Here is a 26,135-nt window from a genome sequence, read left to right as displayed (position 1 = left end):
ATGGCTGACGAACTTACACCGGATGAAGCATTAGACAAAATTGATTATCGTCCCCGGTCTAGCTCCGAGCCTAGAAACTGGCTGGACACTACCAAATCGGTTCAAATCCGGCCGGGTATGTACTGCTATGCAGCCAAACCGGAAAGTGTTGAGACGTTGGGGCTTCCCTATGCAAGAGAGTGGAATCCCACAGACGAAGACTGGAAACTGCCGGAGAACTGGCAGGAGATCCTGCACGAAGGCATCAAAGAACGGCTGGAACGTTTCCGTACATTTAAGATCTTCATGGATATCTGTGTGCGCTGCGGCGCCTGTGCCGACAAATGCCATTTCTTCCTGGGAACCGGCGACCCCAAAAACATGCCGGTACTGCGGGCTGAGTTACTGCGGTCGATTTACCGCAATGACTTTACCTTTGCCGGTAAACTTCTGAAAAAGATCCCCGGTGGCAAGCGCCTGTTAGGTTCCAGGGAAATGAGTCTGGAAGCACTCAAGGAGATGTGGTACTACTTTTTTCAATGTACGGAATGCCGACGCTGTTCAGTGTTCTGCCCCTACGGCATTGACACGGCTGAAATCACCATCATAGGCCGTGAGTTGCTCAATCTTCTGGGCCTGAATATCGACTGGATTGCCACACCGGTGTCCAACTGCTATCAGACAGGTAACCATCTTGGCATCCAGCCCCATGCCTTCAAGGATATGCTGGAGTTCTTTGTTGAAGATATTGAAGATATCACCGGGGTTGACTGTACGCCCGAATTCCAGAAAAAAGGCGCAGACATCCTTTTTATTACCCCTTCCGGTGACGTATTTGCCGATCCCGGCACCTATACCTGTCAGGGGTATCTGATCCTGTTCAAATATCTCAAGGATAAATACGGACTGGATGTCACCTGGTCAACCTATGCCTCCGAAGGCGGCAACTTCGGATTTTTTACCTCCCATGAGACCATGAAACGGCTCAATGCCAAAATGTACGCCGAAGCAAAACGCCTGGGCGTCAAGTGGATTCTGGGCGGGGAATGCGGTCATATGTGGCGGGTTATCAACCAGTACATGGACACCATGAACGGCCCTGCCGACTTTCTTGAAGTGCCGGTGAATCCCATCACGGGTACCCGGTTTGAAAATGCCGCATCCACCAAAATGGTTCACATCTGCGAATTCACAGCCGACCTGATCAAGCACGGCAAGCTGGAACTGGACAAAAGCCGCAATGCCAACCGGGTCCTGACCTTCCACGATTCCTGCAACCCGGCTCGTGGTATGGGACTTCTGGAGGAACCCAGGTATTGTATCAAAGCATGTGCGGACGAATTTTATGAAATGCCGCCCAACACCATCCGCGAACAGACCTTCTGCTGCGGTTCAGGTGCCGGACTTAATGCCGGCGAAAATATTGAATTGAGAATGGCCGGTGCGCTTCCCCGGGCCAATGCCGTTAAATATGTTCATAATAAATTCGGCGTCAACTCTTTAGCCACCATCTGCGCCATTGACAGGGCGGCACTTCCCACCATGTGTGAATACTGGGTGCCTGAAGTCGATGTCATCGGCGTTCACGAACTTGTGGGCAATGCGTTGATTCTACCGGGTGAAAAGGAAAGAACCGAGGACCTGAGAATGGAACCCCTGCCCGGGGTAGAGGAGGAATAAGATGAGTAAAAATATGATTATGGCAGGACTTGTGGTATTTGTACTCGCCGTTCTTTCTCCGTTTTGGCTCAACTTGATCACAAGCACACAGGCAGCGCCTGAACCGGAACTGCTGGGAAAAGCAGCAAAAGTCAAAAAATGCGTTCTGGACAAATATGAAATGCGGGCAGAGCATATGTACCTGCTGGATGTGTGGCGGGATTCTGTTGTGCGCGACGCCGCCCGCAAATATACCGGAACCAACGGTGAGACCTTTAACATGAGCCTGTCCACGGGTGAAAACTCCTGTCTGGGCTGCCATGAAGATAAAGCCAAATTCTGTGACAGCTGCCACGACTATGCTTCTGTGAGCCCCTATTGCTGGGAATGTCACACCAACCCCAAGGAGATTGAATGATGATAAAGAGCAGAAGAAGCTTTCTTAAAGTAGCGGGTATTGCTGCCATCGGAATGGGTGCTGCTCCGGTAATGAATCTTGCCGCATCAGAATCCCACGGCAGCGCCCTGCCCAAAATGGAAAAAAACGAAGAGGCCCTGCATGCCAAACGCTGGGGGATGCTCATTGATACCTCCAAGCTAACTGACGAAGTTGTTGAGGCGATTAAAGACGCTTGTCATAAATCCCATAACGTACCGGATTTCACCATTGAGCCGGACGCCGAGAAATATTCCGGTGTCCGCCCGGTCAGGGAAGGGCAGGAAATTAAATGGATCTGGGACGAACATTTTCACAATGCTTTTCCGGACAAGGAAGATGAATTTCTGGCTGAAAAATTCCATGATCTTCCCTTCCTTGTGACTTGTAACCATTGTAAAAACCCGCCTTGTGTCCAGGCATGCCCCACCCAGGCAACGTTCAAACGGGAAGACGGCATCGTCATTATGGACTACCACCGCTGCATCGGCTGCCGCTTCTGCATGGCGGCCTGTCCATACGGTTCAAGAAATTTCAACTTCAGAGATCCGCGTCCCTTCATTGAAGAGACAGACCCGGATTTCCCTACCCGTACCAAGGGTGTGGTTGAAAAATGCAACCTGTGCGCCGAACGTCTGGCAAAAGGTGAGCAACCCCATTGTGTGGAAGCAAGCGAAGGCGCCATCGTCGTCGGAGATCTGGAAGATCCTGAATCTGAAATCAGACATCTTCTGGCCGAACATTATACAATCAGACGTAAACAATCCCTGGGTACCGAACCCAGTGTTTACTACATCGTTTAAGAGAGGCGACTATGCTTGAGATAGCTATTCAAGGAAGTAAAAAATATTGGTTGTGGATTGGCCTTTTGCTCGCTGTCATGGGTGTAGGCGCCATTGCCTACGTTGATCAGTTCCTGAACGGTCTGGTGATCACGGGCATGAGCCGGGACGTCTCCTGGGGATTTTACATCGCCAATTTCACTTTTCTTGTGGGTGTTGCCGCAGGTGGTGTTATGGTGGTTATTCCCTTTTATCTGCATGATTATGAACGGTTCCACAGAATCACGATTCTAGGTGAATTCCTGGCAGTTGCCTGCCTGATCATGTGCCTGCTGTTCATTGTTGTGGACTTAGGCCAACCCATCCGTATGCTGAATGTGCTCTTGTACCCCACCCCCCACTCCATGCTCTTTTATGACATGATTGTTCTTAACGGGTATCTGTTTTTGAACATTGTTGTGGGCTGGAAAGTGCTTGAAGCTGAAAGAAACCAGATAGAACCGGTGTGGTGGACAAAACCCCTTGTGTATATCTCCATCCCCTTTGCCATCGGCATCCATACGGTAACCGCGTACCTGTACTGCGGTCTGCCCGGTCGCGGATTCTGGCTGACAGCCATTTTGGCCCCCAGATTTCTGGCATCTGCCTTTGCGGCAGGTCCTGCGTTTCTGATCATCCTTTGTTACATTATCAAAAAGTTCACCAAATTTGATCCAGGCTGGGAGGCCATGCAGACCCTGGCAAAAATCGTCTGCTACGCCATCATTGCCAACCTGTTCTTCTTTGCTTGTGAAGTTTTCGTGGTTTACTACTCCGGCATCCCCGGTCATCTGTCCCATACCAAGTACCTGCTGTTCGGTCTGCACGGCCACAACATGATGGTACCCTGGATGTGGAGCGCCCTGATTCTCATGGGTGTCGGCGCCATATTCCTGCTGATTCCCAAACTGAGAAACAATCACGTCCTGCTGCCGGTTACCTGCGCCATGATATTTTTCGGTGCCTGGATCGACAAGGCGCTTGGCATGATCGCCGGTGGGTTTGTTCCTTCTCCGCTGCACCATGTGAATGAATATGCCCCCACACTCCAGGAAGGAATCATTGCCCTGGGTGTATACGGCGCAGGCTTTTTTGTACTGACCATTCTGTACAAACTGGCCACCACGGTTAAAGAAGAGGTTCGCGGGTAGTTTACAAACCTTTATCTGCGATATTCAGCTGATATTCTAAAGGGGGCTTTTTTCATAAAAGCCCCCTTTATATTTAGTGTTTAAAAAAAAGCCCTCATCTGCTTGTCTTTTAAGCCGCCCTCGGCGTTACGCCAAAGGACATATATGTTAAGGAATTAATTTTGAGTCCATCTGTTTTTCAAAATATCATTGTAACACCGCAATCTGTTGTGGAAGACTTGAAAAATAAAATTCTTGTCGCCCTTTTTTCAAAAAATACAGATCAGCTCAAAATTTTAATTGATTATGCCACAGACACGGCCGGAAATCCGGAGATCGGCGAAACGGATGAAAAGTATCTGCGCCAGGCGCTGACCGCCCTTATCCGGCACAAACATATGCTTGATAAGTCAACCGGTTTAAAACAACAGACAAAGCATCTGAAAAATTTGCTTGCAGACAAAGTCCGTCAGGCTGATCCCGGCCACATGACATATGACGCGTGGGGAAAACGCCTGAATATTCTTCCCTGGCAGCGGCCCTATATATTCAGTGAGGCCATTACTTTTCAGATGACGTCCGGCTGCTCCAATTTCTGCCGCCGATGCAATGAGTGGGCGTTGCCGAAAGTCCGGGGGCATTTCAGCTTTGATGCGGTGAATACATTTATAGATAAATTCCTGGCACATGCGAACAAGGACTTAGCCCTCTACGGCGGATCAGATCCCCTGGACTGGTGTGATTTTCCCCATGACATCACCCATGTGCTGAGCCGTCTTGGAAAGAGGTGTCAATTCAGTCTGCTGACCAAAATACCAAGGGGGAAAGGCAACCTTGCCAAAGCCCTGATAAAGGCAGGTATCCCCATGTCTGTCAGCCTGACCGACCGCAACCGGAATAGAATAGAATGTCTTGAAGAACAGATGGGGCAACCTTTTACCAAACAGCATGCCACTGCTGATCTTTTGATCCCGGCCGGTCTGGATGAAGACTTTTCCACGGTTAAACCCTCCATTACAGACAGCTACGGCACAGAAATTTCCCTGGACGGATGTTTTGCCGTTATCCCGGCATTTACCAGCGCATTGCACCCCTTTGGTCATAAAAAAATAAGGATCACGGACAACGCCACGTTTATTCCCAGAAAAAAAATCGGCCGCCCTGCCCTTTTAGTGGATTATTTCAAACCCCTTGAGGTCTTCACTGAACAGGGGCTTTCCGTTTTACCTGTGCTTTTGGATGTCCAGGTGGAAAATATCCTTTGTGATACCAGCCGGTATGAACTGACCCCGCCGGGTATGAGAAGCATCCGGGAGTATTTTGATGTCTTTTCTGACAGGGCCCGGCTCAAAAGAAAAAGTCTGACCCCTTCGGTGGTCAAACGGCTAAAAAACAAATATCTAAGCGCGACCCGTTTCCATGACCTTGGCACAAAAACTCAGACAGCCATGAAAAACGAAATTCGCGATCATGTCCTGTTTACAAGAAAAGATATCGTTGCACAGGCAAGGACCTGCAGTATATCTTTTTTCCTTGCCGCCATTCATGTTTATATTCAGGATTGTCCGGTAAAATGCAAAATTGTCCGGCATCTCACCCAGCAGGAATTTATGCAACTTAGAAAACAGTTCCACAACCGTGACTCAGCCCCTATTGCGGAAAGACTTGAAAACTCGAACACCGATCCATGGCTTCTGTTCAGGTATTATGCCTTAACGTTGGTTCATAATGGGCCAACAAAGCAGATAGAGGCCTTTATCCAGACCTGCCCCGCAGCATTTCATCCGGAAAAGGATCGGTTTGTGCCGGTTGCTTAAAATAACGTTACCCATCTTTTTTTCTTTAAGGAAGATATTATGAATTTACACCACTGGTGGCTGGCCATCCGGCCCAAAACCCTTCCGGCAGCGGCTTGCCCGGTTGTTGTTGGCGCAGCCTGCGCTATATCCGATCACAGGTTTGCAGCACTGATGTTTGCAGCAGCCCTGGCAGGCGCTTTATTGATCCAGATCTCAGTGAACCTGGCCAATGATTATTTTGATTTTTTGAACCACATTGACACCCCGGATCGGAAAGGCCCAAAGCGTATGACCCAAAGCGGCCTGATTCCCCCTGAAACCGTTCGAAACGCATTCATACTGACCATGCTGGCCGCCCTGGGTTTAGGTGCCTTTCTGATTATCAAGGGCGGGGTTGTGATCCTGTATATTGTGATCGCCTCTCTTCTCGGGGTTGTCTGTTACAGTGCCGGCCCCTTTCCCATTGCGTCCAACGGCCTTGGTGAAGTGTTTGTATTTATTTTTTTTGGCCCTGTGGCAGTGCTGGGTACCTATTATCTGATGGCCGGAAGCGTAACACCGTCGGTTTTCATTGCATCTGTTCCCGTGGGCCTTTTGGTCACAGCCATTATCGTGGTCAACAATCTGCGGGATATTGAAACAGATGCCGGAGCAGGCAAGCGTACCCTGGCCGTGATCCTGGGCCCTTGGCGAACCAAGGTGGAATTTGTATTCCTGGTCCTTTTTTCTTTTTTGATTCCCTGTCTGATGTTTGCCTCGGGCCGTTGGTCCTGGTCTATTCTGCTGCCCCTGGCAGTATTCTGGAAATCCTATCCCGTATTTAAAACCGTTTTTGAACAGGATGGAGAAATTCTTAACCAGGCCCTGGCAGACACGGCAAAGCTTGCGCTGATGTTCAGTGCGCTGTTTGCCGTTGGGATCGTGATTGGATAAGGCCCATGTTTGCCAACACCTATCCTTACAATGGTGTGGTGTATCCCATCACCGACATGGCATTGACCTGTAAGGTTAAAGATTTATCTCTAATTACACCCATGGATGATGTGGCCGGCTTCAGGTTTATCCCGATCCATGATCTTGACACCGATATGTTCGGCATGGCCTCGGCACGAAAGGTGCTGGAAAAATATAAAAAAACATATTCAGAAACGTTCAAGTCACACCAGTACGGCAAAGGTCATTATTAAAGAAAATTTGGCTGTTGTGTGTTTATGGTCCGGTAAGAATTTAGGTCGATGACACCTTGTCTATTTGGAATGGATTCCGGGTTAACCAGACCCATGATATGATCCTCCCACAAAGACAGGATAGTATGAAAAGCCTTGAAAATAATGCTTTTATATGGTTTAAACAATTCATGAAAAAAAGATATTATCGTTCCGGAAATAAAAACGCCGAATCCAGACCATCACGTCCCATTCATTACCCCGAGCTCACGGCCGGGGCAGATAAGGCATTGAAAAAAGTATTCAGCCGGATAGGTGTTCCCGAAAAACAGCCTTTCGTACCGGACCCGTTTCAGCTTGAAGCCATTGAAGCCATCAGCACATCGGACTGTCTTGTCACAGCCCCCACAGGTGCCGGAAAAACCTGGATTGCAGAACAGGCCGCCAAACGGATATTGGAAAACAACGGCAAGGTGTGGTATGCCACGCCTTTAAAGGCGTTGACCAACTCCATCCATGCCGGTTTTTCAAAAATTTTCGGCAAGGAAAATGTCGGCATTCTCACCGGTGACATCAAGGAGAACACCAATGCAGACATCATCATCGGCACCACGGAGATTTTAAGAAATCAGCTCTATGATGCCATGTACACAGGCCAGAACCTGAAATCCGATCTGATTATCCTGGATGAAGCCCATTTTCTTGGCGATGCCGAGCGTGGTGTGGTCTGGGAGGAGATCATGATCTACCTGCCCGTGCGCATCCCGCTGCTTTTATTGTCCGCAACCATCGGCAACCCGAACCAGATTGCAGGCTGGCTGTCCACCATCCGGGACAAGCCGTGTAAAGTGGTGGAAAACACCGAACGGCCCGTCCCCCTGTTTCCTTTATTTTTCCATCCGTCGGGCACCCTTTATCCGTTGCTTGAAAAAACGGGAAAAAACGGGAACCGGACCCGTCTTTATAAGAAGGTCTATAAATTCAACCAGTCAGGTAAACGCCTGATGCTGGCCCCGCCAGGCAAACTGCCCAAATTCTCAGATATCCTCAAGGTACTGTCCCACTTTGATTTGCTGCCGGCCATCTTTTTTTTAAAATCCCGGGCGGAATGCGACCGGGCAATAAAATTATGTGATGGCAGTCTGCTTAAATCTGCGCCTGAAAAAAAACAGGCACTAAAGGAGCGGCTTGTAGAACTCACGGCAGACAACCCCCATTTATCCGCCCATCCCCAGCGGCCTTACTTAGAAGAAACCGCCACGGCCGCCCACCATTCAGGCCACTTGCCTGACTGGAAGGTGGTGGTGGAGACCCTGATGGCCGAAGGACTCTTAGATGCCATGTTTGCCACCTCCACAGTGGCAGCCGGTGTCAATTTCCCGGCCCGGTCCGTTGTTATTCTTAATTCCGACCGGTTCAACGGCCGGGACTTTCTGTCATTGACCGCCAGTGAATTCCAGCAGATGGCAGGCCGGGCCGGGAGACGCGGCATGGACAACATCGGATTTGCCACAGTGCTGCCGGGCAAATACATGGATGTGTCCCTTGTGGCCAAACTGGTTAATGCCCCGCCCTTAAATGTGGATTCCCAGATCAAAATTGATTTTTCCATGGTACTCAACCTTCTATTATCCAATACCCCGGAACAGGTGCGCACCCTGCTGGAGAAATCCTTTGCCTCCTATCTCATTGCCATTGGTGCAAAAGCCGGAAAAAGCGGCAGAAAAGCCAGAAAAAAGTTCGGCAACAACATGGAATATTTATGGCTGGATTTCACGGAGCACATGGACTTTTTGATCCAGGAAGGTTTTGTCACGCCTGAAGGAACAAGGCCCGCCACCCTGACCGAAGATGGTCTGTGGGCCTCAAAACTGCGCATTGATTCGCCCCTGCTTGTGGCCCAGAGTCTTCGGGACAAGCTTTTACCCGAGCGCGACCCGGCCCTTTTAGCAGCCATGATGGCCGCGTTTGTCAATGAAAAAGAGTTCAAGGATGATATGTTGTTCAATACCACGCTTTCCAAACGGCTTAAGGATGCATTCCTGGTGCTGCGCCGGGGCCTGAAGCCCTTTGCCATCAAAATGCTCCAGTCAGGGTTTCCCGCGCCCAACCTGTTTATCCAGCCGGCGTCCCTGGTTTATGCCTGGGCCCATGACACATCCTGGGATGAACTGATGCGCAAGTCGGATTTTGCTGAAGGGGATTTTGCCAGACTGGTTCTTAGAACCTCGGAAAATCTGCGCCAGATGACCCATCTAAAACAGGATTTCCCTGTTTTTGCCAAAACAGCGGCTGAAGCCATTGACATGATACTCAAATCGCCTGTGCTCACAGTGTGAAAAAAATAAGATACAGGAGGCCATATGTCCGAAGATACTAAAAAAGTTATTTACTCAATGATCAATGTGAGCAAATTCCATGGCACACGCCAGGTGCTCAAGGATATTTCACTGTCCTATTTTTACGGGGCAAAAATCGGTGTACTCGGCCTTAACGGTTCAGGCAAATCAACACTTTTAAAAATCATGGCAGGGGTGGACACCGAATTTACAGGAGAAACCATTTTATCCAAGGGGTTTACCGTGGGGTTTCTTGAACAGGAACCCCTGGTGGACTCGGATAAAACCGTGCGGGAAGTAGTGGAAGAAGGGGTTCAGGAGACCGTAGACCTCTTAAATGAATATGAAAAAATCTCTGAAGCTTTTGCGGAACCCATGTCCGATGATGAGATGGACGCGCTGTTGGAGAAACAGGGAAAACTGCAGGAAAAGCTTGACCACATGGATGCCTGGGATCTGGATGCCCGGCTTAAAATGGCCATGGACGCCCTTCGCTGCCCGCCGGAAGAGACCCCGGTCAGTGTGATCTCCGGCGGCGAAAAACGCCGGGTCGCCTTGTGCCGTCTGTTGCTGCAGAAACCCGACATTCTGCTTCTGGATGAGCCCACCAACCATCTTGACGCCGACTCCGTGGCCTGGCTGGAACAACATTTAAGCCGGTATGAAGGTACGGTCATTGCCGTCACCCATGACCGCTATTTCCTGGACAATGTGGCAGGCTGGATTCTGGAACTGGACAGGGGCGAAGGCATCCCCTGGAAAGGCAACTACTCCTCCTGGTTGGAACAAAAACAGCAACGCCTGGCAAAAGAAGAGAAAAGTGAGAGCAAGCGTCGCCAAACGCTGGCCAGAGAGCTTGATTGGATCAAAATGTCCCCCAAGGGCCGGCGCTCCAAATCCAAGGCCAGAATTACGGCCTACGAAGAACTGCTTAAAAAGGACAGCAAACAGCAGGAACAGAAAATGGAAATTTTTATTCCACCAGGACCACGGCTTGGCTCAAAGGTCGTTGTGGCACAACATGTTGCCAAAGCGTTTGAGGACAAACTGCTGGTGGAAGATATGAACTTTGTCCTTCCACCGGGCGCTATTGTGGGTGTGGTCGGTCCCAACGGGGCCGGCAAGACCACGCTGTTCAAAATGATTACCGGTAAAGAAAAACCCGATTCCGGCACCATTGAAATCGGCGACAGTGTTCAGGTTGCCTATGTGGACCAGGAACGGGATACATTAGACCCTGAAAAAACCATTTATGAAGTGATCTCCGGCGGAAGTGATACCCTTTTACTGGGGGACAGGGAAATCAATGCCCGGGCCTATGTGGGTAAGTTTAACTTCTCCGGTTCCGACCAGCAGAAAAAAGTTAAAGATATTTCAGGGGGTGAGCGCAATCGGGTACACATGGCCACCATGCTGCAAAAACAGGCCAATCTGCTGCTTCTGGACGAACCGACCAATGACCTGGATGTCAATACCATGCGGGCATTGGAAGAAGCCCTTGAAAATTTTGCAGGGTGTGCTGTGATCATCAGCCATGACCGGTGGTTCCTGGATCGCATCGCTACCCATATCCTTGCTTTTGAAGGGGACAGCCAAACCCTGTTCTTTGAAGGGTCTTATTCTGATTATGAAAAGGATCGCAGAAAACGACTGGGTATCAAGGAAAGCCAACCCACAAGAATCAAATACCGCCAGCTGACGCGGTAAAAACGATTCATGGATTCTCCGATATGCACCAAAACGATAAAAACGCCCCGTTAGACAAAGACACCACAAAGATTATCCTGGATTCAATTTCAGACGGGGTATTTACCATTGACTACAATTGGAAGATCACCTCATTTAACAGAGCGGCCGAAGAGATTACCGGCATCCGCAGGCAGGATGCCATAGGTTGCCATTGCTGGGATGTTTTTCGCTCCAACATGTGTGAACAGGGATGTGCCCTTAAAAAAACAATGGATCAGGGCAAACCATTTGTATCGAGTTCCGCATATATTATTAACAGCCGGCAAAAAAAAATCCCCATAACTGCATCAACCTCCCTGCTTATTGATAAAAATGGTGACGTTCTGGGTGGGGTGGAAACCTTCAAGGACCATTCCGTGGTGGAAGCCTTAAGAAAGGAACTGACCGGAGGGGTCCGGGTAGAGGACATGGTGAGTAACGCCAGTGCCATGAAAAATATTTTCAATATCCTTCCCCAGATTGCTGAAAGTGATTCATCTGTTCTGATCGAAGGAGAAACAGGTACCGGAAAAGAGTTAATGGCAAAGGCCATTCACAACACCAGCCACAGAAAAAATTGCCCTTTTGTGGCAATTAACTGCGGGGCCCTGCCGGACACATTGCTCGAGTCGGAACTGTTTGGATATAAAAAAGGGGCATTCACCCATGCCGTAAAAGACAAACCCGGCCATTTTGCCCTGGCAGACAATGGAACCATATTTCTTGATGAGATTGCAGACACAAGCCCGGCCTTTCAAGTCAGGTTGCTGCGGGTACTCCAAGAACGCGAATACACCCCCCTTGGCGGCATAACCAAAGAGCGATCCAATGTCAGAATTATCGCCGCCACCAATAAAAACCTGACAAACATGGTGGAGAACAATGAATTCCGTCAGGATCTTTATTACCGCATTAATGTTATTAAAATCTCCCTGCCCCCCCTGCGCCATAGAATGGAGGATATTCCCTATCTGGTGGATCAGTTCATCTCCCGGTTGAACCTGCGCCGGAATAAAAATATCCAGGGACTTTCCCCTGAGGTGCTTGCCGCATTCATGGCCCATGATTTTCCCGGAAATATCAGAGAACTTGAAAACATCATTGAACATGCCTTTGTCCTGTGCGCCAAAGAGTTCATCACCATGGCGCATGTGCCGCCGTCGCTTGCAGCCGAATCAAGACCGGAAAGCGGTGAACATAAAAACCCGGTGGTCGCCGCACAAATCAAAATGATCACAGACGCGTTGAAACGAAACAACAATAACCGGAATGCAGCCGCCCGGGATCTAGGGATACACAAAAGTACCCTGTTCAGGCGTATTAAAAAACTGGGAATCCGGTTATAGAAGAGTTTATCCGTGCAACCGGAAACCGTTTACAAGTCTCTTTTTTGCAACAATAACGATATCCCCAGGATCTGCCGCTGGAAAAGGATGCAAGCCCGGTGGGGATTTGGCGCTGTTGTTTCCCTTGTGTGTGTTAAGGCACAGCCTTTGCATTTTTAATGTTCGCAAAAAAAATTTCTAAGAGGAGGAGATCATTATGAAAATTGCGATTACCACTTGGGGAAACCGGGTCTCTCCTGTGTTTGACGCAGCAAAAACCCTTTTAATTGCAGATATTGAAAATCAAAGTATTCATAATAAAAAATATGAATCTTTTCAACCGAACGATATCCTAGGTTTGGCAACGCTTTTAAACCGTGAAAAAGTCTCTGCCCTGGTTTGCGGGGCAATCTCGGAAACCTATGCGACCCGGCTCGTTGAAAACAGAATCCGTATGTTCGCCTTTGTCACCGGCAATGCTATGGATATACTAGATTGCCTGGCCGCACATAATATTATTAAACCGATTTTTATGATGCCGGGTTGCACGCCGATAGCAGAGACGCTTTTAGCCTGATCCCGTTAACAATGCCCTATTTCCCTTTCTGATAAATTTAATAAAGGAATGGTACCAGTAAAAACGCTGACATGCAGTGATCTTGTGCGGCGCCAATGGGAGCATACTTGGAATATTTACCCATTGGCGGCAAGGCAGGCGAATTAAAATTCAAAAGCCAACTGGATGGTGAAGGTGTCAATTTCATCCCCGTCGCCACCTTCTGATGCAGCGTAGTTTTCAGCTTTTGAATACTCACAGGCGACTGAAAGCCTGTCTGTGATGCCAACCCCAACGGCGCCCAGAATTTTTGATTCAGGGAAATCGTCATAGGCACCGGCATTGTCCGTATCACTGGCCTGGTAACCAATGGCAACGGTAGTTTCAAAACCGGAGACATCAAACGTATACCCGGTTTCCAGGGCGTATGCAGATAATTTTTCAACAACAACACCTCCGCCAACAGCCTTTGCATCATCCGTCATGGTTACATATTCCCCCATGAGAGAGAATGGACCGAAATTAAAAACGGCATGAACGGCAAGCCCAGGCACATACTCGTCAAGGTCCACGCCGGCAATGGCATCGCTGAGAGTACCGGATTCAAGGATATTGCTGATCCAGTCCGCTCCCAGGTCAAAGGAGACGCTGTCTGTTTCCATGGCATACCCGGCGGAGAATCCAACGCTCTGAATGGTATCATCATTACCTGCCTCATCCACATCACCGTTAAAGGCATAGGCGGCGGCCTGGAAACCATGGACCTCAATACCAACCTGTGCCGCATTATCAACAATTTCACCAATATCCAGAGTAATGGGATCTGAAATCATCATGGTTTCAAAGGTGCCAAAGGGAACATAAAGTTTACCTGCTGACAGGTAATAGGGAATATCGTCGGTGGCACCCAGAGTGATATGGGCCTCATCGACAATAACTTTGTCATCCTCATCTTCCCAGCTGAAAAGCACAAAACCTGTCAGCCAGTCCTGGGGTTCTGCTTCAATACCAAGCTCGGCGGTTGCCAGGCTGATGTCGCTTTCATCGGTGTCTGCCGCATCATCATGGGAGGCAAAGCCGGATTCGATCTCAATGGCCCCGGAAATAGTCACCCACTCAGAGATTTTCCCCAAAGGATAATCTCCGGTTGCCGTTCCGGCTTTTTGTTCCAGTTTTTCGATCCGTTCCGCCAGTTCAACATTTGATGCGCAGAATCCGGGAAGCGTGTTAATAAAAACCACCATTAAAGCTGTGATCAGGCCCAATACAAAATTTGTTCTTTTCATCTTTTCTCCTTAAAATAATAAAACATGGTTTAAAGTTAATGGAAGCACATCGTTATTGATACATACATAAGTAAATAGCAAAAGCGTTACTTGTAATTTTAATATAAATCAATAAGTTGATATTAATAATTTATAAATATCAAATAAAATTATTATTACCTAATATTTTTTAATTCGATCTTTTTTCATAAACAAAAGAGATTGTCAAGCCATATTGAAAAATAAAAAGCGATATATGCTTAGCCTCCTTTGAAGACCACAGGAGGCCAATAAATATTTTGTTTTAGTCTTGACAAACTTTTAATGGTGATTTATAAAATACTCAAAAGTTAGTTATTCCAAACAAATATAAATCATTAAATCAGGAGTACACAATGGAGTCAAATTTTCATCACGAAAAAAAACATAAATGCACCGGCGATTGCAAAAACTGCCGATGCCGCCAAGCCAAGACCAATATCACGCACAAAGCCTCAGCCTAACCTGAACAAAGCGATGGCCGACCGAAGGTTTTAAGACAGACGACTGAACCGGAGCCGGCCGTCCATCACAACCCAACAAAACGGAGGTAAACGATATGTCCGGAAATTTTTCTAAGTTTTCAAACATGTGGGAAATTGAATCCCATTTCAAATGTCCGGTGGCAGGTGCCATTCTCAGCGTTGAAAAACACAGGGATATCCTGAAAAAATGCGGTTATAATGTTTCCGGGCTCAAATCTTACGAATACCACCAGATCATTATGTCCAAGCTCCACGAACGGAATAAGGTGTCCGAAAAGGTGAACAATTTCATTCGGAGCCGGGCAAAGAAATGGATGGAAATCATTGACGGCATGGATGATCAGCAAATAAAGCTCTGTAATCAGCACAAAACACCTCTTAAAATTCTCAGCAGTTCCAGTCTATCCGCAGTCAGCCAAGCGGTCTTCTCTCAGGAAAAAACGATACCCCTCAATTAAGCCCATAAGTTTTTCCATAAAGGGATCTCCCTTAACACGACAGCGACACTTTGTCTTATTTCCGCAAAAAGCTTCGGCAAATCAACGCATTATAGCTGACTTAAAGCTATAAAATTCTTTTTAAACGGGAGGATTTTTGAAAGTGTTGCTGTCGTGATAGCAGATTTAATAAAGCTTATCTATACATTTTAAGTGTCGCTGTAGTGTTAAATAAAACCATCAAATACTAATTTCTTAGACATGGCATAGTTTTTTTATATACCCAAAATCAATTGTTGTAACTATTCATATTTCAGTATATTTAATTAAGTATTTTTTTATAAACTAAATTATTGGAGGTAAACATGCCAGGACCTAAAAGAAGAAGGCACTGCGGAGAAAACTGCTGCATGCTCAAGAGGATCAAACCCGGACAGCGAGCCAAAATCCGCTGCCACCATGCCAAAGGCGCGGTGCGTCAACGCCTTTTGGACCTGGGATTTGTCCCGGAAACTGAAGTTGAGGTGATCCGCAAAGCCCCCCTAGGCGATCCTATTGAATGCTATGTGGCCAATTATAAGGTCGCACTGAGAAATTCTGAAGCCGACCTCATTGAGGTCGAATGTGACTAATTTACCCATGAATACAGAGAAATAAACAATGAATGAAACCCCTGAAGCCGGTCCGAAAAAACTTTTGGTGGGCCTGGCCGGCCAGCAGAACGCCGGAAAATCAACCACATTTAACATGCTTACCGGGGCCAACCAGCACATTGCCAACTACCCCGGTGTCACCGTGGATAAAAAAACCGGTTACTACCGCCACCGTGAAATTCGGGTGGAACTTGTGGATCTTCCCGGCACTTACAGCCTGACCTCTTTTTCCCTTGAAGAGCGGGTGGCAAGGGATTTTTTAATTTCAGAAAAGCCTGATGTCATTACCAATGTGGTGGATGCCTCTTCCCTGAAACGCAGCCTTTATTTCACCTTCCAGGTGCTGGAAATGGGGTTTCCCGTTGTGGTGGCCCTGAACATGATGGACGTGGCCAAACGCAACGGAACCCATGTGGACGTAGCTGCTCTGGAACATTGCCTGGGCGTAAGCGTCATTCCTACAATAGGCCGCAAACGCCAGGGCAAGACGGAATTGAGAGATGCTATTCTGGATACGGCGAACCGTAAAGCATATAATCCCCTTCGCATCAGCTATGAAGAACTTGAGCCGGCTTTAAACAGCCTTAAAAATCAGTTAGATAAATGCAAACTGGCCGAAGACTACCCCACCCGGTGGCTGGCTGTCAAACTCCTTGAGGGAGACAGCGAAGCCGAGCGTATTGTCGGTGAACATCTTGGGGAAGACTGCAAAGAACTAAAAACGGCCGCCGGGGTCCGCCGGGACTTTGAAGAAAAGCATTACATGAATGTCCCGGACTACATGGTGGGCTGCCGGGATCGTCTGGCCACAGAGATCATCGGCACCTGCGTCACGGAAACCAAGGAGGGCCGGGACCGGGTCTCCGAAACCATTGATAAAATAGTCCTGAATCGGTTTGCCGCCCCCTTTTTCCTCATTGCCACAGTATTTGTGATTTATCAACTTTCCATTGTCAAGGGGTATGAGCTTACGGTTTACTGGTGGCCCATTTTAGCAAAACTGCGGGCCATGATTGCCGGCGTGCTGCCCGCGGCCGGTATCCTGGAAGATCCGTATATCCGGTCCATGGGATTGTGGATGGTGGATTCGGCCAATGCCCTTCTCAACTATATCCCCATTTTTTTGATATTGTTTTCCCTCATCGCCATTCTTGAAGACAGCGGATACATGGCCAGGATCGCCTTTATCCTGGACAAACTGTTTCACTCCTTTGGTCTCCACGGTCAGTCCACCCTGCCCTATATCCTGGGCGGTGTGTTTGCCGGGGGGTGTGCCGTACCCGGGGTGATGGCCACCAAGGGGATACCGGACGAGCGGTCCCGGATGGCCACCATCCTCACAGTACCCTATATGAACTGTCTGGCAAAAATTCCCTTCTATACCCTGCTCATTAATGTATTTTTTGCCCCGTACAAATCCTGGGCCATGCTCTTTTTATCCACAGTGACTATTTTTGTCGCCCTGTTAGTGGCCAAACTTTTGACTGCCACACTGCTCAAATCTATGGAAACCGCCCCCTTTGTCATGGAACTGCCCAAATACCACCCCCCAACGCTGTTCGGCGTGGGGCAGCGGGCCATTGAACGGACCTGGCAGTACATCAAAAAGGTAGGTTCCATTGTGATGGCCGTCTCCATCTGCGTATTTACCCTGCTTCAGTTCCCGGGCATTTCCGATGAAAAGCAGGCCCATTTTGATGGCGAAATAACCAAAGCCGTGGCCATGTTTCAAAACAAGATCGCCAAAACCCAATATGCGGACCGGTTCAAGGATGAAGCCGCCCTGGTGTCAATGATCAATCTGTACAACGATTTTAAAAGCGCACGCCTGATCACAAAAGGGGCAAAATCGTCCAAGGCCTTGTCCGCTAAATTCAAAGCCGGTTACCCGGAACAATTTAAATTCCTCAAGCCTAAAAAGGATAAAGACGCTAAAACAGTAAACAAGGCCCTGCGCGGCTTGCTCTCCACGCGTAAATCCTTGCGCCGCCAAATCAAGGAAGCACAGATTGAAACCAGCGTCCTTGGCATGGTGGGCCGTTCCCTGGAACCTGTTACCCAGTGGGCCGGATTCAACTGGAAGATCAATGTGGCCATTCTCTCCTCCTTTGCGGCCCGGGAATCCTCGGTGGCTACCATTGGTGTTCTATATCAGCAGGGGGCTGATGAAAACAAAAGCCTTGAAGACCGTATGGAGGCCGAGGCCGGAGAGGGAGGATTCTCTCCCCTGCACGCCCTGGCCATTATGGTCTTTTTTGCCCTGTACCCGCCCTGTCTGGCAACAACCATCATGATCAAGGTACAGACCGGTTCATACAAATGGATGGTCTTTTCAATGATTTTTCCCACCACCTTAGGGTTTATCACGGCCTGTCTGATCTACACCGGCGGCAGTGCGTTTAACCTTTCCGGCATCCAGATGATGGGTGTGTTCTACGCCGCAGTCGTCCTGACGGCCGTGTGTTCTGGACTGTTCAGCTCATGGAAACGAAAACCCGGCCCCCTGCCCGATCTGCGCCAGGAGCCGAAACCGTTGTAGTTTTATTAACAGTCTACATCGGTCCAGGAAATACCGGCAAAACCAAAAAAGTTAAAAAAGATATTGACAAAAAGTATTAGAAATGAAAATAAGCTAATTATTTATTTGTTAGGAGAGACTTATAAATGCACAATAAACTAAATATATACTCATAATAAATCATTGTTGCATTTAAAAAACTAAAAACCAGGAATGTTTTTAAAAATCTACAAGGAGAAAAAATGAAGTTTAAATTATCTGTATTCATCTTTGCCGTTATGCTGTTTGGATTCTTTCTGACCCCGGCAGCCCAAGCCCACACCCCGCTGTGCTCCTGCTATGACAATGGCGACGGAACCGTGACCTGCGAAGGCGGATTTTCCGACGGATCATCAGCCGCCGGTGTTGAAATGCATGTTGAAGATGGTTCCGGCAAAGTCCTGTTCAAGGGTAAAATGAATGAAGACAGTGAGTATACGTTTGACAAGCCCGCAGGCGACTACAAGGTGCTGTTTGATGCCGGGGAAGGTCACAAAATCACTGTGAATGGCAAGGAAATTACCGAATAACCCGGTTTTTAAATACTAAAAACTTTAAAAGGAGAAAATTTTGAAAATGAAACATGTTATCACCACCATCAGCACCCTGGCCATCCTGGCAATTACCTTACCTGCATTTGCCCACTTTCAGATGATCTATACCCCTGAAAGCGCCTTGAACAGAGGGGGGAGAATTCCTTTGGCCATTGTTTTCACCCACCCCTTTGAAGCGGGTCACACCATGGACATGGGCAGACCGGAACAATTTTTTGTTACCCGCTCACGGGGTGAAAACATCCCTAAAAAAACAGACCTTCTGCCTATGCTTAAACCCATGACATGGACCAGCCTGACAAATTCAGGGGCGGCCTATGAAACTGAATACTCCGCCAGAGGCGGAGACCACATCTTCTGCCTGGTACCTGCCCCTTACTATGAAGGCGAAGAAGATGCATATATTCAGCAGTTCACAAAAATGATTGTCAATGTGGGGGGAGAGCCTGGCGCCTGGATGGAACCTGTGGGGCTTGATTGCGAAATCGTTCCCCTGTGCAAACCCTATGACCGCTGGACCGGAAATGTATTCCAGGGCAAAGTGCTGTTCAAGGGAAAACCCGTTTCCGGTGCAGAAATTGAAATTGAATACCTGAACCATAAACCCTTGCTGGACAAAAAAGCCTTTGCCAAGGAAGCTTCCGCCACTGCCCCCCAGGCGGCCTTTGTACTGCAGACCATTTTTGCCGATGACAACGGCGTATTCACCTTTGGCATTCCCAAGGCCGGATGGTGGGGATTTGCCGCCCTGGGCATTGATCCCGAAGGATCCTTTAAAGGCAAAGCGTGTTCAAGGGATGCTGTGATCTGGATTCAGGCCAAAGATATGAAATAAACAACCAAGCTTGCCGGTGCCGGCCTTTTTCCTGTCTCTTATCAAGATTTCATCTCTTCTCCCAATGAGATAATCAACGCAAGGGCCGGGCCGGCACTTTTCAATTTGCGCCTTGGTCATATTTTAGGCCATACGAATTTCCGGTAGGTTGGGTTGAGGAACGAAACCCAACGCCGATAAGTTGTTGGGTTTCACTTCGTTCAACCCAACCTACGCTGTGGCCGATGTTATAACCAAGCCCATCCGGTATTCTGATTGCCTGTTTTCAGTTTCTTCCGGAAATGTGGGAGAAACGGTTCCGCCTTTCCCTTCATCTGCCAGTGTCCCCGGTCCTTGTGGCCCTGTCCCATCTTCTGGTGGGAATGACCGTTTATTGCACCCTGGCCCTGGCCGACCTTTGGGGGCTTGGCCTGGGGGTTTGTATTTCCTGCCCGGTCTGTGAATGGAAAATTTACCGTACTGAAACCCTTGTCCCCTTGGCGGATTATGATCCGGACCGCATGGATTTAAAGCTGTTACAGGCCTTTACGCACTGATTGCAATGGTTCTCACAGCAGTCAGTGAATAAAAAAAATGTACGGAAAACTTGAGAAAACTGTAATTTCCGTTTATAAAACAGCCATTAAGCAAACATCAAGCGGAAATGGCGGGGGCATGAAAAAAACGGATATTGACCGCTCCATCCTGAGTTTTCTATGAAACCGTCAACTTATAAGCATTGTTTGTACCTTTTAAATTAAAAGCATGATGCACAAACTCACTTTGATCATTGTCTGGCTGGCAATCCTCTTTCTAATCCAGGTCGGTGGACTCAAGATAGCCGGACCGGACAAAGAGATACTCACCCCTGCTATAGCCAATCCTTTCACCCAGAACAAAAGGGTTCAAAAGAAAGTGAATCCGCCGAAAAGCGCTTGGTTTCAAAAAGTTGCCACGAGCCTTATTCAATGGCAGCAACAGCTGAAATCAAAAATGAGCCGACTGATTCGGGAGGCAAAACAGACCGGGCGTTACGGCCCCCTTGTGATCATCCTCGGGACTGCGTTTTTATATGGAGCGGTCCATGCAACAGGCCCCGGCCATGGAAAAGCCGTTGCCATGTCCTATATTGCCGGTACCCGGACCCGATTATGGAACAGTGTTCTGTTTTCAACTATTCTGGCGTTTACCCATGCCCTGTCCGGGATTTTATTGGTGCTGGTAGTCAAAGGGATATTACACGGCAGTGTCCGGACATCTTTAGACCAGGCCACCCGGGTGACCCAGAGCATCAGTTTTTCCCTGATCACCCTTTTGGGATGTTTCATGGTTGTTAAAGCCGGTATCGGATTTTGGCCCCAAAAGGCCCCAAAGAATGTCAACACCGGAAAACCAGTTGAAAGCTATTTGTCCGCCTTTACCATCGGATTTATTCCCTGCCCCGGTGTGGTCATGGTGATGCTGTTCTGTGTATCCATGGACGCCACTGTGTTGGGTGTATTTGCAGGGATCGCCATCGGTGCAGGAATGGCATTGACCATTTCGCTGGTTGTAGTGCTTGCAACCCTTGGAAAAAAAACGGTTTTGACTGCGGCTGGAGGGCAATCCATGGGGAACGCAAAACTTGAAGCCGCCATACAGCTCCTGGCAGGCATCGGAGTTTCCGTATTGGGAGCGTTGTTGATATCTGCCACTTAAATTAGCGCCCTTTGGGCGGGCTGTTAGGTGCTGGGTGCTGGGTGCTGGAGAATGGAAATTCCTATACTATCAAGTTATTTCGCTCTCATTCCTTAACACTGCTGCAGAAATCGTTAATCATTTTAAAGTCCCGGTTGATCATATGGTGGGCTATGCGTTTAGAAAGAGGAGGGATTCGTTCATTTTTATCCTGATAAAATTTAACGAAGTCCTCTGCAGTCAGGGGGCGTGAAAAATAGTATCCCTGATAGAGCTCGCAATGATATGAGTTAAGCAGGCATAGCTGTTCTTTTTCCTCCACCCCTTCGGCAACCACTTTCATGTTCATGGTATGGCCCATGTGGATGATGGAGTGGATGATGTCCGAGTCCTGCTTGATCTCACTAATGTGTTTCACAAAACGCCTGTCGATTTTCAGCTCGTCAATGGGCAGGGCTCTGAGCATACTGAGGGATGAGTAGCCCGTTCCAAAGTCGTCCATGGAAATGGAAATGCCCGTGTCACGAATCTCCTGGAGCAGCGGCAGGATATAGTCCAGCTCATCAATGAACATGGATTCCGTGATCTCAATGGTGGTCTGGGATCGTCTGATCCGGTAATGATCCAGCCGCCGGAGCAGTTCATCCTTGAAATTCTTTCCAAGGATCTGGGAGACGGAAATATTGATCGAAAGATTCAGGGTATCTGCCTTATCGCTGCACCCATCAAGGATCTTCCGGAACTCGGCACATGAGGTGTCCAGGATGAAGGCCCACAGAGAATCCATGGCTCCGGATTCCTCCGCCACACCGATGAACAGATCCGGCGGCACAAAGCCCAGTTCAGGGCTTTCCCAACGCACCAGTGCCTCGGCTCCGTGGATGGTGCCGTTCCCGTAAACCTGGGGTTGGAACACCATGTAAAGTTCATTCTCCTCAACAGCGGTATGGAGGGAATGTTCGATCAGGGTCTTTCGCTCCATGATCTTCTGGAGCTCACTGTTGAAAAATGCATAATTGTTACGCTTTTTCTTTGCGGTGTACAGGGCAAGATCGGCTGAGACCATGAGCTGCTCAAAGCCGGTCCCGTCTTCCGGATACCGGGATATACCGACGCTGCAGCCGATGCGCAGCTTTAAACCGGAAATGTAATAGGGTTTTGAAATTTCGGAAACGATCCTCCGGCCCAGGTGGCTGCTGTTGGCGCCGGCCTCTTCTCTTTTAATGAAGATCGAGAATTCGTCCCCGCCATTCCTGACGATTTCGGAGTCCTCCGGGACCAGTTGTTTGAGCCGCAGGCTCACTTCAATGAGCAGTTTGTCTCCCAGGGTATGGCCGAAGGAGTCGTTGATGTTCTTGAAATTATCCAGATCTATAAACAAGAGGAGAAACGGGGAGGCGTCCACGGTAATCCACTGGTAGGAAAGATCCTCCAGAGCAGCCCGATTGTAAAGATCCGTCAGAGAGTCATGAACCGCCTGATAGGAAAGCAGACGGTGTGCCGCCGCTTCCTTTCGGTAAAGCATGTGGAAAAGGGTGAGGAAACCGGTCGATACCACCAGAAAACCGACTAACTGAATAAAAAAGCCCTGCCCGAAGAAGAGGGCTCTAACCGTCCTCATCGGAATCAGGGTCTGGGCCCAGATTTTATACCTTTTATTGTATTTCACAAAGTAAAAGGAGTCCTCTTTGGTCAGCTGGGACCAGGCTTCGTAGCGGAAACCTATTTCAGATTTCCGGATTTCTTCAGGGCTGAGCCCCGCCCCGGTTTTGGCATTCAATGTCGCAATTTCAACCGGCGGCCGGGAGACCGGGGAAGAAAAAAGCTGGGAATATCCCGTTTCCGGAAAAGGATTGACGTATATGTGCATCCTATTGGTATCGTTTACCAGTAATGACATCTGACCCGGGAAGATGGGGGCGCTTTGGAAAAAAGCAACCGACTTGTCCATCTGTATTCCGGTGATCATGACGCCGGTGACATTTCCTGCAGCATCCCTCAATGCCTTTCTCAGGGGAAGAATCCAATTGTTCCTGATCTTGCAAAAATGGATTCTGCCTATAACCATTGCATCGCTTTGCAGGGTCCGGTTGAAACTTTCCCTTGTCTTGTCGCTTTCCTTGAGGCATTTTATGTTCGACAGATTCTCCCTGGAACTCATGGCCAGGTACTTGCCTTCCGGATCGGTGAGGCCGAAGCCCACAACCGAAGGAAACCGGGTCAACATCTCTGCCATGACGGCCTGGCTCTTTTCAAGGTCCAGATGAAGGTCGTTGTCCAGCAGTTGATGCCCGATCATATCAAGCAGCAGTTCGGTTTCATGGAGTCTGGAGCCGGTTGTGGCCGCAAAATGATTGTTAAAATGCAGGCTTTCCACCACAAGTTTATTCCGGACATCCCCATATGTTTTAAGCTGGAAATATACAAACACGCCCGTTAACACACTTAGTGTCAGGAAATAGAGCAGTTTGATATGTTTCATTGTTTCATTCAATGCAAAACTCTTTTATTTTCTTGTATTTAAAGATCATCTTCATCTCTGACTTTAAACATATCCATGGATTGTTCAAGCCGGATGGCCTGGTCGTTGAGAAATCCCGAGATCTGGGCGGTTTCTTCGGCGCCTGCAGCCGTATTCTGGACCACGGCTTCGACGTCCCTCAGTTCTGAAAGGATATTTTCAATTTCGCTGATCTGAAAATGTGAGGATGTTTTGATCTGTTCCATTTCCCGGTTGATCTTATTAATCACTTCCGTTATCCGGTCAAGGGATTCAACCGCCTTTCCAACACTTCTGTTCCCGTAGGAGACCTTTTCCAGAGTTTCTTCCACCAGCCGGGTGCTTTCCTGGACCGATTCCGTACTCTGGGTGGCCAGGTTCCGGATTTCCTGGGCAACAACGGCAAACCCTTTTCCCTTTTCTCCGGCCCGGGCCGCTTCTATTGTGGCATTCAGGGCCAGGCGCCGGGTCTGGTCGGCGATATCCCGGATTACCTTTACGACGCTTGATACGGCCCGGCTGGACCGGTCAATATCCGACATGGCCTTTACCATGGTTGCCATCTCGGATTTTCCGGCCTCGGCAAGATTCGCCGAGTTGCGGGCAAGGGTATCTGCATGTTCTGCACTCCCGGCGTTTTCACGGGTTTTTGCTGAAACGGCGTCAACCTTTTCTCTGAGGCTCTGGATGGAAAGGGCCTGCTCCCCGTTCCATTTTGAAAGATCCTGATTGGCCTGGTTGATCTGGTCCGTATCCTGCTTCACTTTTCGGGCCGACAGCTTTATCTCACCAAGCAGCGCACCCAGCCGGTCAACAATTTTTTCAAACGCCTTTCCCATGATATCTTCATCAGACGCTTTGTCTACCCTGACTTCCAGATCTCCTTCCGAAATTTTTGAGGCCACGGCTGATTTTTCCGAAAAATGATTCGCCATCCTGGCGAAGGAGCGAGCGGTATGGCCCAGCTCATCGGAGCGGCCTTGGATTCCGGACAAAATTTCCTGCCGGCCTTTGTCAACGCTGACGTTCCCGGTGGAGAAACGGTCGGCCAATTCGGCCAGGAATTCAATGGGTGGCACAATATTCCGGGAAATCCTGATGCCGGCCAGGATGCCGGCCACCAGGCAGAGCACCAGCAACCCCAGCAAAAACAAAGCCGCATTCCGCTGGTAGGCGTCAAACCGCTTCATCTGCCCCTCACAGGCCTGTTCTATAACCGTTTCCAGGTTTCTGCTTTCATTGTCCATATGTTTCATGGATTTGCGCATGGCAAAATTGAGCTGATAATATTCCTTGAACGTGTTGAGATATGTGTGGGTTGCCGCACTTATACCGGCAAAGAGTTTGGCTTCCCGACCCGTGCGGAAAGAGGATTTCATCATGGGAAGCGAAACGCCCATACCGGCTTCATTGTTAATGCCAAGCAGCTTTTCCATCTCCAGAATAAGGCCGGAGCCGCTTTTATCATCCTGATAGAGGACAAAATCCTTGGCCATCTCCTGGAATGCCAGGGGTTTGTTGGCAAGAAGGCCGGCCAGGGATTTGCTTTTGGATGTCTCCTCCATCTGCCCCTGGATCTCAAGCAGGACTTTGAAATCCTCTGCCGTAGCCTCAGCCCCGTTATTTATGTTCTTTTTTAACCCGGACAGCTTTTTATTTAATTTTTTTGTCCGGCGATTGACCGCCTTTCCCAGTGACAGGGTCTTCCCCATAATCCGGACGGACTGTTCCCTTAATCTGTCCATCAACACGACGCCCGTAAAGAATTGCTTCTGGAAGTCTACAAATGCCCGGTCATAATCTCGAAAGGATTGAAGAATTCGTTCAAGAGATTCCTGATCATCCCTGGAGATCCCGGAAGATTGCAGGTTGACCGCTTTAGTTTCCATCTCCTGTTTCAAGCGGGCGTACAATTTAAGCGGATCAATATAATCTTGTTTGTCCTGTTCTTCTCCGGCATCCTCTTTTTCCTGCCGGGCCAGGGACTCCCGGTCCACCAACCACTTCCCTGCAGCCTGCCGGGCCTGTATACCCGTGGTGACCATATGGTCTATGGCGTTTTGGGTTTTTACCCTTTCTTTCATCATATAAAGTGTATAAAGGGCTGACCCGCCAATGAGCAATGCACAGCCTAAAGTTACGGCAAAACCAAAAGATATCTTATGTCTGATTTTGTATTTTTTTTTCATTAAATCATTTCCTTGCAATGACTATCT

At 48.6% G+C, this 26,135-nt stretch carries 21 protein-coding genes; 18 read left to right on the top strand and 3 right to left on the bottom strand.

Annotation, left to right across the window (positions count from 1 at the left end):
- From dsrK to HXW94_RS06645, 11 genes are all read left to right on the top strand, one after another.
- Complete coding sequence (dsrK, locus tag HXW94_RS06695) at positions 1-1,659, top strand: sulfate reduction electron transfer complex DsrMKJOP subunit DsrK (RefSeq protein WP_178366121.1); 1,659 nt, start codon at positions 1-3, stop codon at positions 1,657-1,659.
- A 1-nt stretch (position 1,660) separates the two neighbouring features.
- Positions 1,661-2,056, top strand: coding sequence for a sulfate reduction electron transfer complex DsrMKJOP subunit DsrJ (gene dsrJ / locus HXW94_RS06690; RefSeq protein ID WP_178366120.1), 396 nt, complete (start codon positions 1,661-1,663; stop codon positions 2,054-2,056).
- On the top strand, positions 2,053-2,877 hold the full coding sequence (gene dsrO / locus HXW94_RS06685) for a sulfate reduction electron transfer complex DsrMKJOP subunit DsrO (protein WP_178366119.1): 825 nt from the start codon (positions 2,053-2,055) through the stop codon (positions 2,875-2,877). The genes dsrJ and dsrO overlap by 4 nt, the downstream gene beginning before the upstream one ends.
- A gap of 11 nt (positions 2,878-2,888) precedes the next feature.
- On the top strand, positions 2,889-4,046 hold the full coding sequence (gene dsrP / locus HXW94_RS06680) for a sulfate reduction electron transfer complex DsrMKJOP subunit DsrP (protein ID WP_178366118.1): 1,158 nt from the start codon (positions 2,889-2,891) through the stop codon (positions 4,044-4,046).
- Between the two features lie 161 nt (positions 4,047-4,207).
- Positions 4,208-5,842 (top strand): radical SAM family protein, encoded by a 1,635-nt coding sequence (locus tag HXW94_RS06675; RefSeq protein ID WP_178366117.1) that lies wholly within the window; start codon positions 4,208-4,210, stop codon positions 5,840-5,842.
- Positions 5,843-5,881: 39 nt separating this feature from the next.
- On the top strand, positions 5,882-6,757 hold the full coding sequence (locus HXW94_RS06670; RefSeq protein ID WP_178366116.1) for a 1,4-dihydroxy-2-naphthoate polyprenyltransferase: 876 nt from the start codon (positions 5,882-5,884) through the stop codon (positions 6,755-6,757).
- Positions 6,758-6,762: 5 nt separating this feature from the next.
- Positions 6,763-7,011: an NUDIX hydrolase gene (locus HXW94_RS06665; protein ID WP_178366115.1), complete on the top strand. Its 249-nt coding sequence runs from the start codon at positions 6,763-6,765 to the stop codon at positions 7,009-7,011.
- Positions 7,012-7,136: 125 nt separating this feature from the next.
- Complete coding sequence (locus HXW94_RS06660) at positions 7,137-9,329, top strand: DEAD/DEAH box helicase (protein ID WP_246293770.1); 2,193 nt, start codon at positions 7,137-7,139, stop codon at positions 9,327-9,329.
- 24 nt (positions 9,330-9,353) lie between these two features.
- Positions 9,354-11,036: an energy-dependent translational throttle protein EttA gene (gene ettA / locus HXW94_RS06655; RefSeq protein WP_178366113.1), complete on the top strand. Its 1,683-nt coding sequence runs from the start codon at positions 9,354-9,356 to the stop codon at positions 11,034-11,036.
- 23 nt (positions 11,037-11,059) lie between these two features.
- The gene (locus tag HXW94_RS06650; RefSeq protein WP_178366112.1) at positions 11,060-12,403 is read left to right on the top strand and encodes a sigma-54 interaction domain-containing protein; all 1,344 of its coding nucleotides are present in this window, start codon (positions 11,060-11,062) and stop codon (positions 12,401-12,403) included.
- Between the two features lie 196 nt (positions 12,404-12,599).
- Positions 12,600-12,959 carry a NifB/NifX family molybdenum-iron cluster-binding protein gene (locus tag HXW94_RS06645; protein ID WP_178366111.1) on the top strand — a complete coding sequence of 120 codons (360 nt, stop codon included), beginning with the start codon at positions 12,600-12,602 and terminating at the stop codon, positions 12,957-12,959.
- Positions 12,960-13,102: 143 nt separating this feature from the next.
- On the opposite strand, the gene HXW94_RS06640 is transcribed toward HXW94_RS06645, so the two are convergent.
- A complete protein-coding gene (locus tag HXW94_RS06640) occupies positions 13,103-14,224 on the bottom strand; it encodes an LbtU family siderophore porin (protein ID WP_178366110.1) in 1,122 nt (373 codons plus the stop codon).
- Positions 14,225-14,801: 577 nt separating this feature from the next.
- On the opposite strand from HXW94_RS06640, the gene HXW94_RS06635 reads away from it, so the two are divergent.
- The 7 genes from HXW94_RS06635 to HXW94_RS06605 all read left to right on the top strand — a co-directional run bounded on the left by HXW94_RS06635 (position 14,802) and on the right by HXW94_RS06605 (position 21,440).
- A complete protein-coding gene (locus HXW94_RS06635; RefSeq protein WP_218576599.1) occupies positions 14,802-15,185 on the top strand; it encodes a hypothetical protein in 384 nt (127 codons plus the stop codon).
- A gap of 344 nt (positions 15,186-15,529) precedes the next feature.
- Entirely contained in the window at positions 15,530-15,796 is a 267-nt protein-coding gene (locus HXW94_RS06630; RefSeq protein WP_246293769.1) for a FeoA family protein, read from the top strand.
- Between the two features lie 28 nt (positions 15,797-15,824).
- The gene (feoB, locus tag HXW94_RS06625; RefSeq protein ID WP_178366108.1) at positions 15,825-18,356 is read left to right on the top strand and encodes a ferrous iron transport protein B; all 2,532 of its coding nucleotides are present in this window, start codon (positions 15,825-15,827) and stop codon (positions 18,354-18,356) included.
- A 221-nt stretch (positions 18,357-18,577) separates the two neighbouring features.
- A complete protein-coding gene (locus tag HXW94_RS06620; RefSeq protein ID WP_218576598.1) occupies positions 18,578-18,904 on the top strand; it encodes a DUF4115 domain-containing protein in 327 nt (108 codons plus the stop codon).
- A 46-nt stretch (positions 18,905-18,950) separates the two neighbouring features.
- Positions 18,951-19,763, top strand: a complete 813-nt coding sequence (locus tag HXW94_RS06615) for a DUF4198 domain-containing protein (RefSeq protein ID WP_178366107.1) — start codon at positions 18,951-18,953, stop codon at positions 19,761-19,763.
- Positions 19,764-20,044: 281 nt separating this feature from the next.
- The gene (locus tag HXW94_RS06610) at positions 20,045-20,299 is read left to right on the top strand and encodes a hypothetical protein (protein ID WP_178366106.1); all 255 of its coding nucleotides are present in this window, start codon (positions 20,045-20,047) and stop codon (positions 20,297-20,299) included.
- Positions 20,300-20,507: 208 nt separating this feature from the next.
- Positions 20,508-21,440, top strand: coding sequence for a nickel/cobalt transporter (locus HXW94_RS06605; protein WP_178366105.1), 933 nt, complete (start codon positions 20,508-20,510; stop codon positions 21,438-21,440).
- 85 nt (positions 21,441-21,525) lie between these two features.
- Here the strand turns inward: HXW94_RS06605 and HXW94_RS06600 are convergent, their stop codons facing one another.
- Both HXW94_RS06600 and HXW94_RS06595 read right to left on the bottom strand, forming a co-directional pair.
- Positions 21,526-23,913, bottom strand: a complete 2,388-nt coding sequence (locus HXW94_RS06600; protein ID WP_218576597.1) for a bifunctional diguanylate cyclase/phosphodiesterase — start codon at positions 23,911-23,913, stop codon at positions 21,526-21,528.
- Positions 23,914-23,939: 26 nt separating this feature from the next.
- The gene (locus HXW94_RS06595) at positions 23,940-26,108 is read right to left on the bottom strand and encodes a methyl-accepting chemotaxis protein (protein WP_178366103.1); all 2,169 of its coding nucleotides are present in this window, start codon (positions 26,106-26,108) and stop codon (positions 23,940-23,942) included.
- Positions 26,109-26,135: the final 27 nt, after the last annotated feature.

Source organism: Desulfobacter latus, assembly GCF_013389365.1.
Lineage (GTDB): Bacteria > Desulfobacterota > Desulfobacteria > Desulfobacterales > Desulfobacteraceae > Desulfobacter > Desulfobacter latus.
This window is presented reverse-complemented; position numbering and strand designations above follow the sequence as displayed.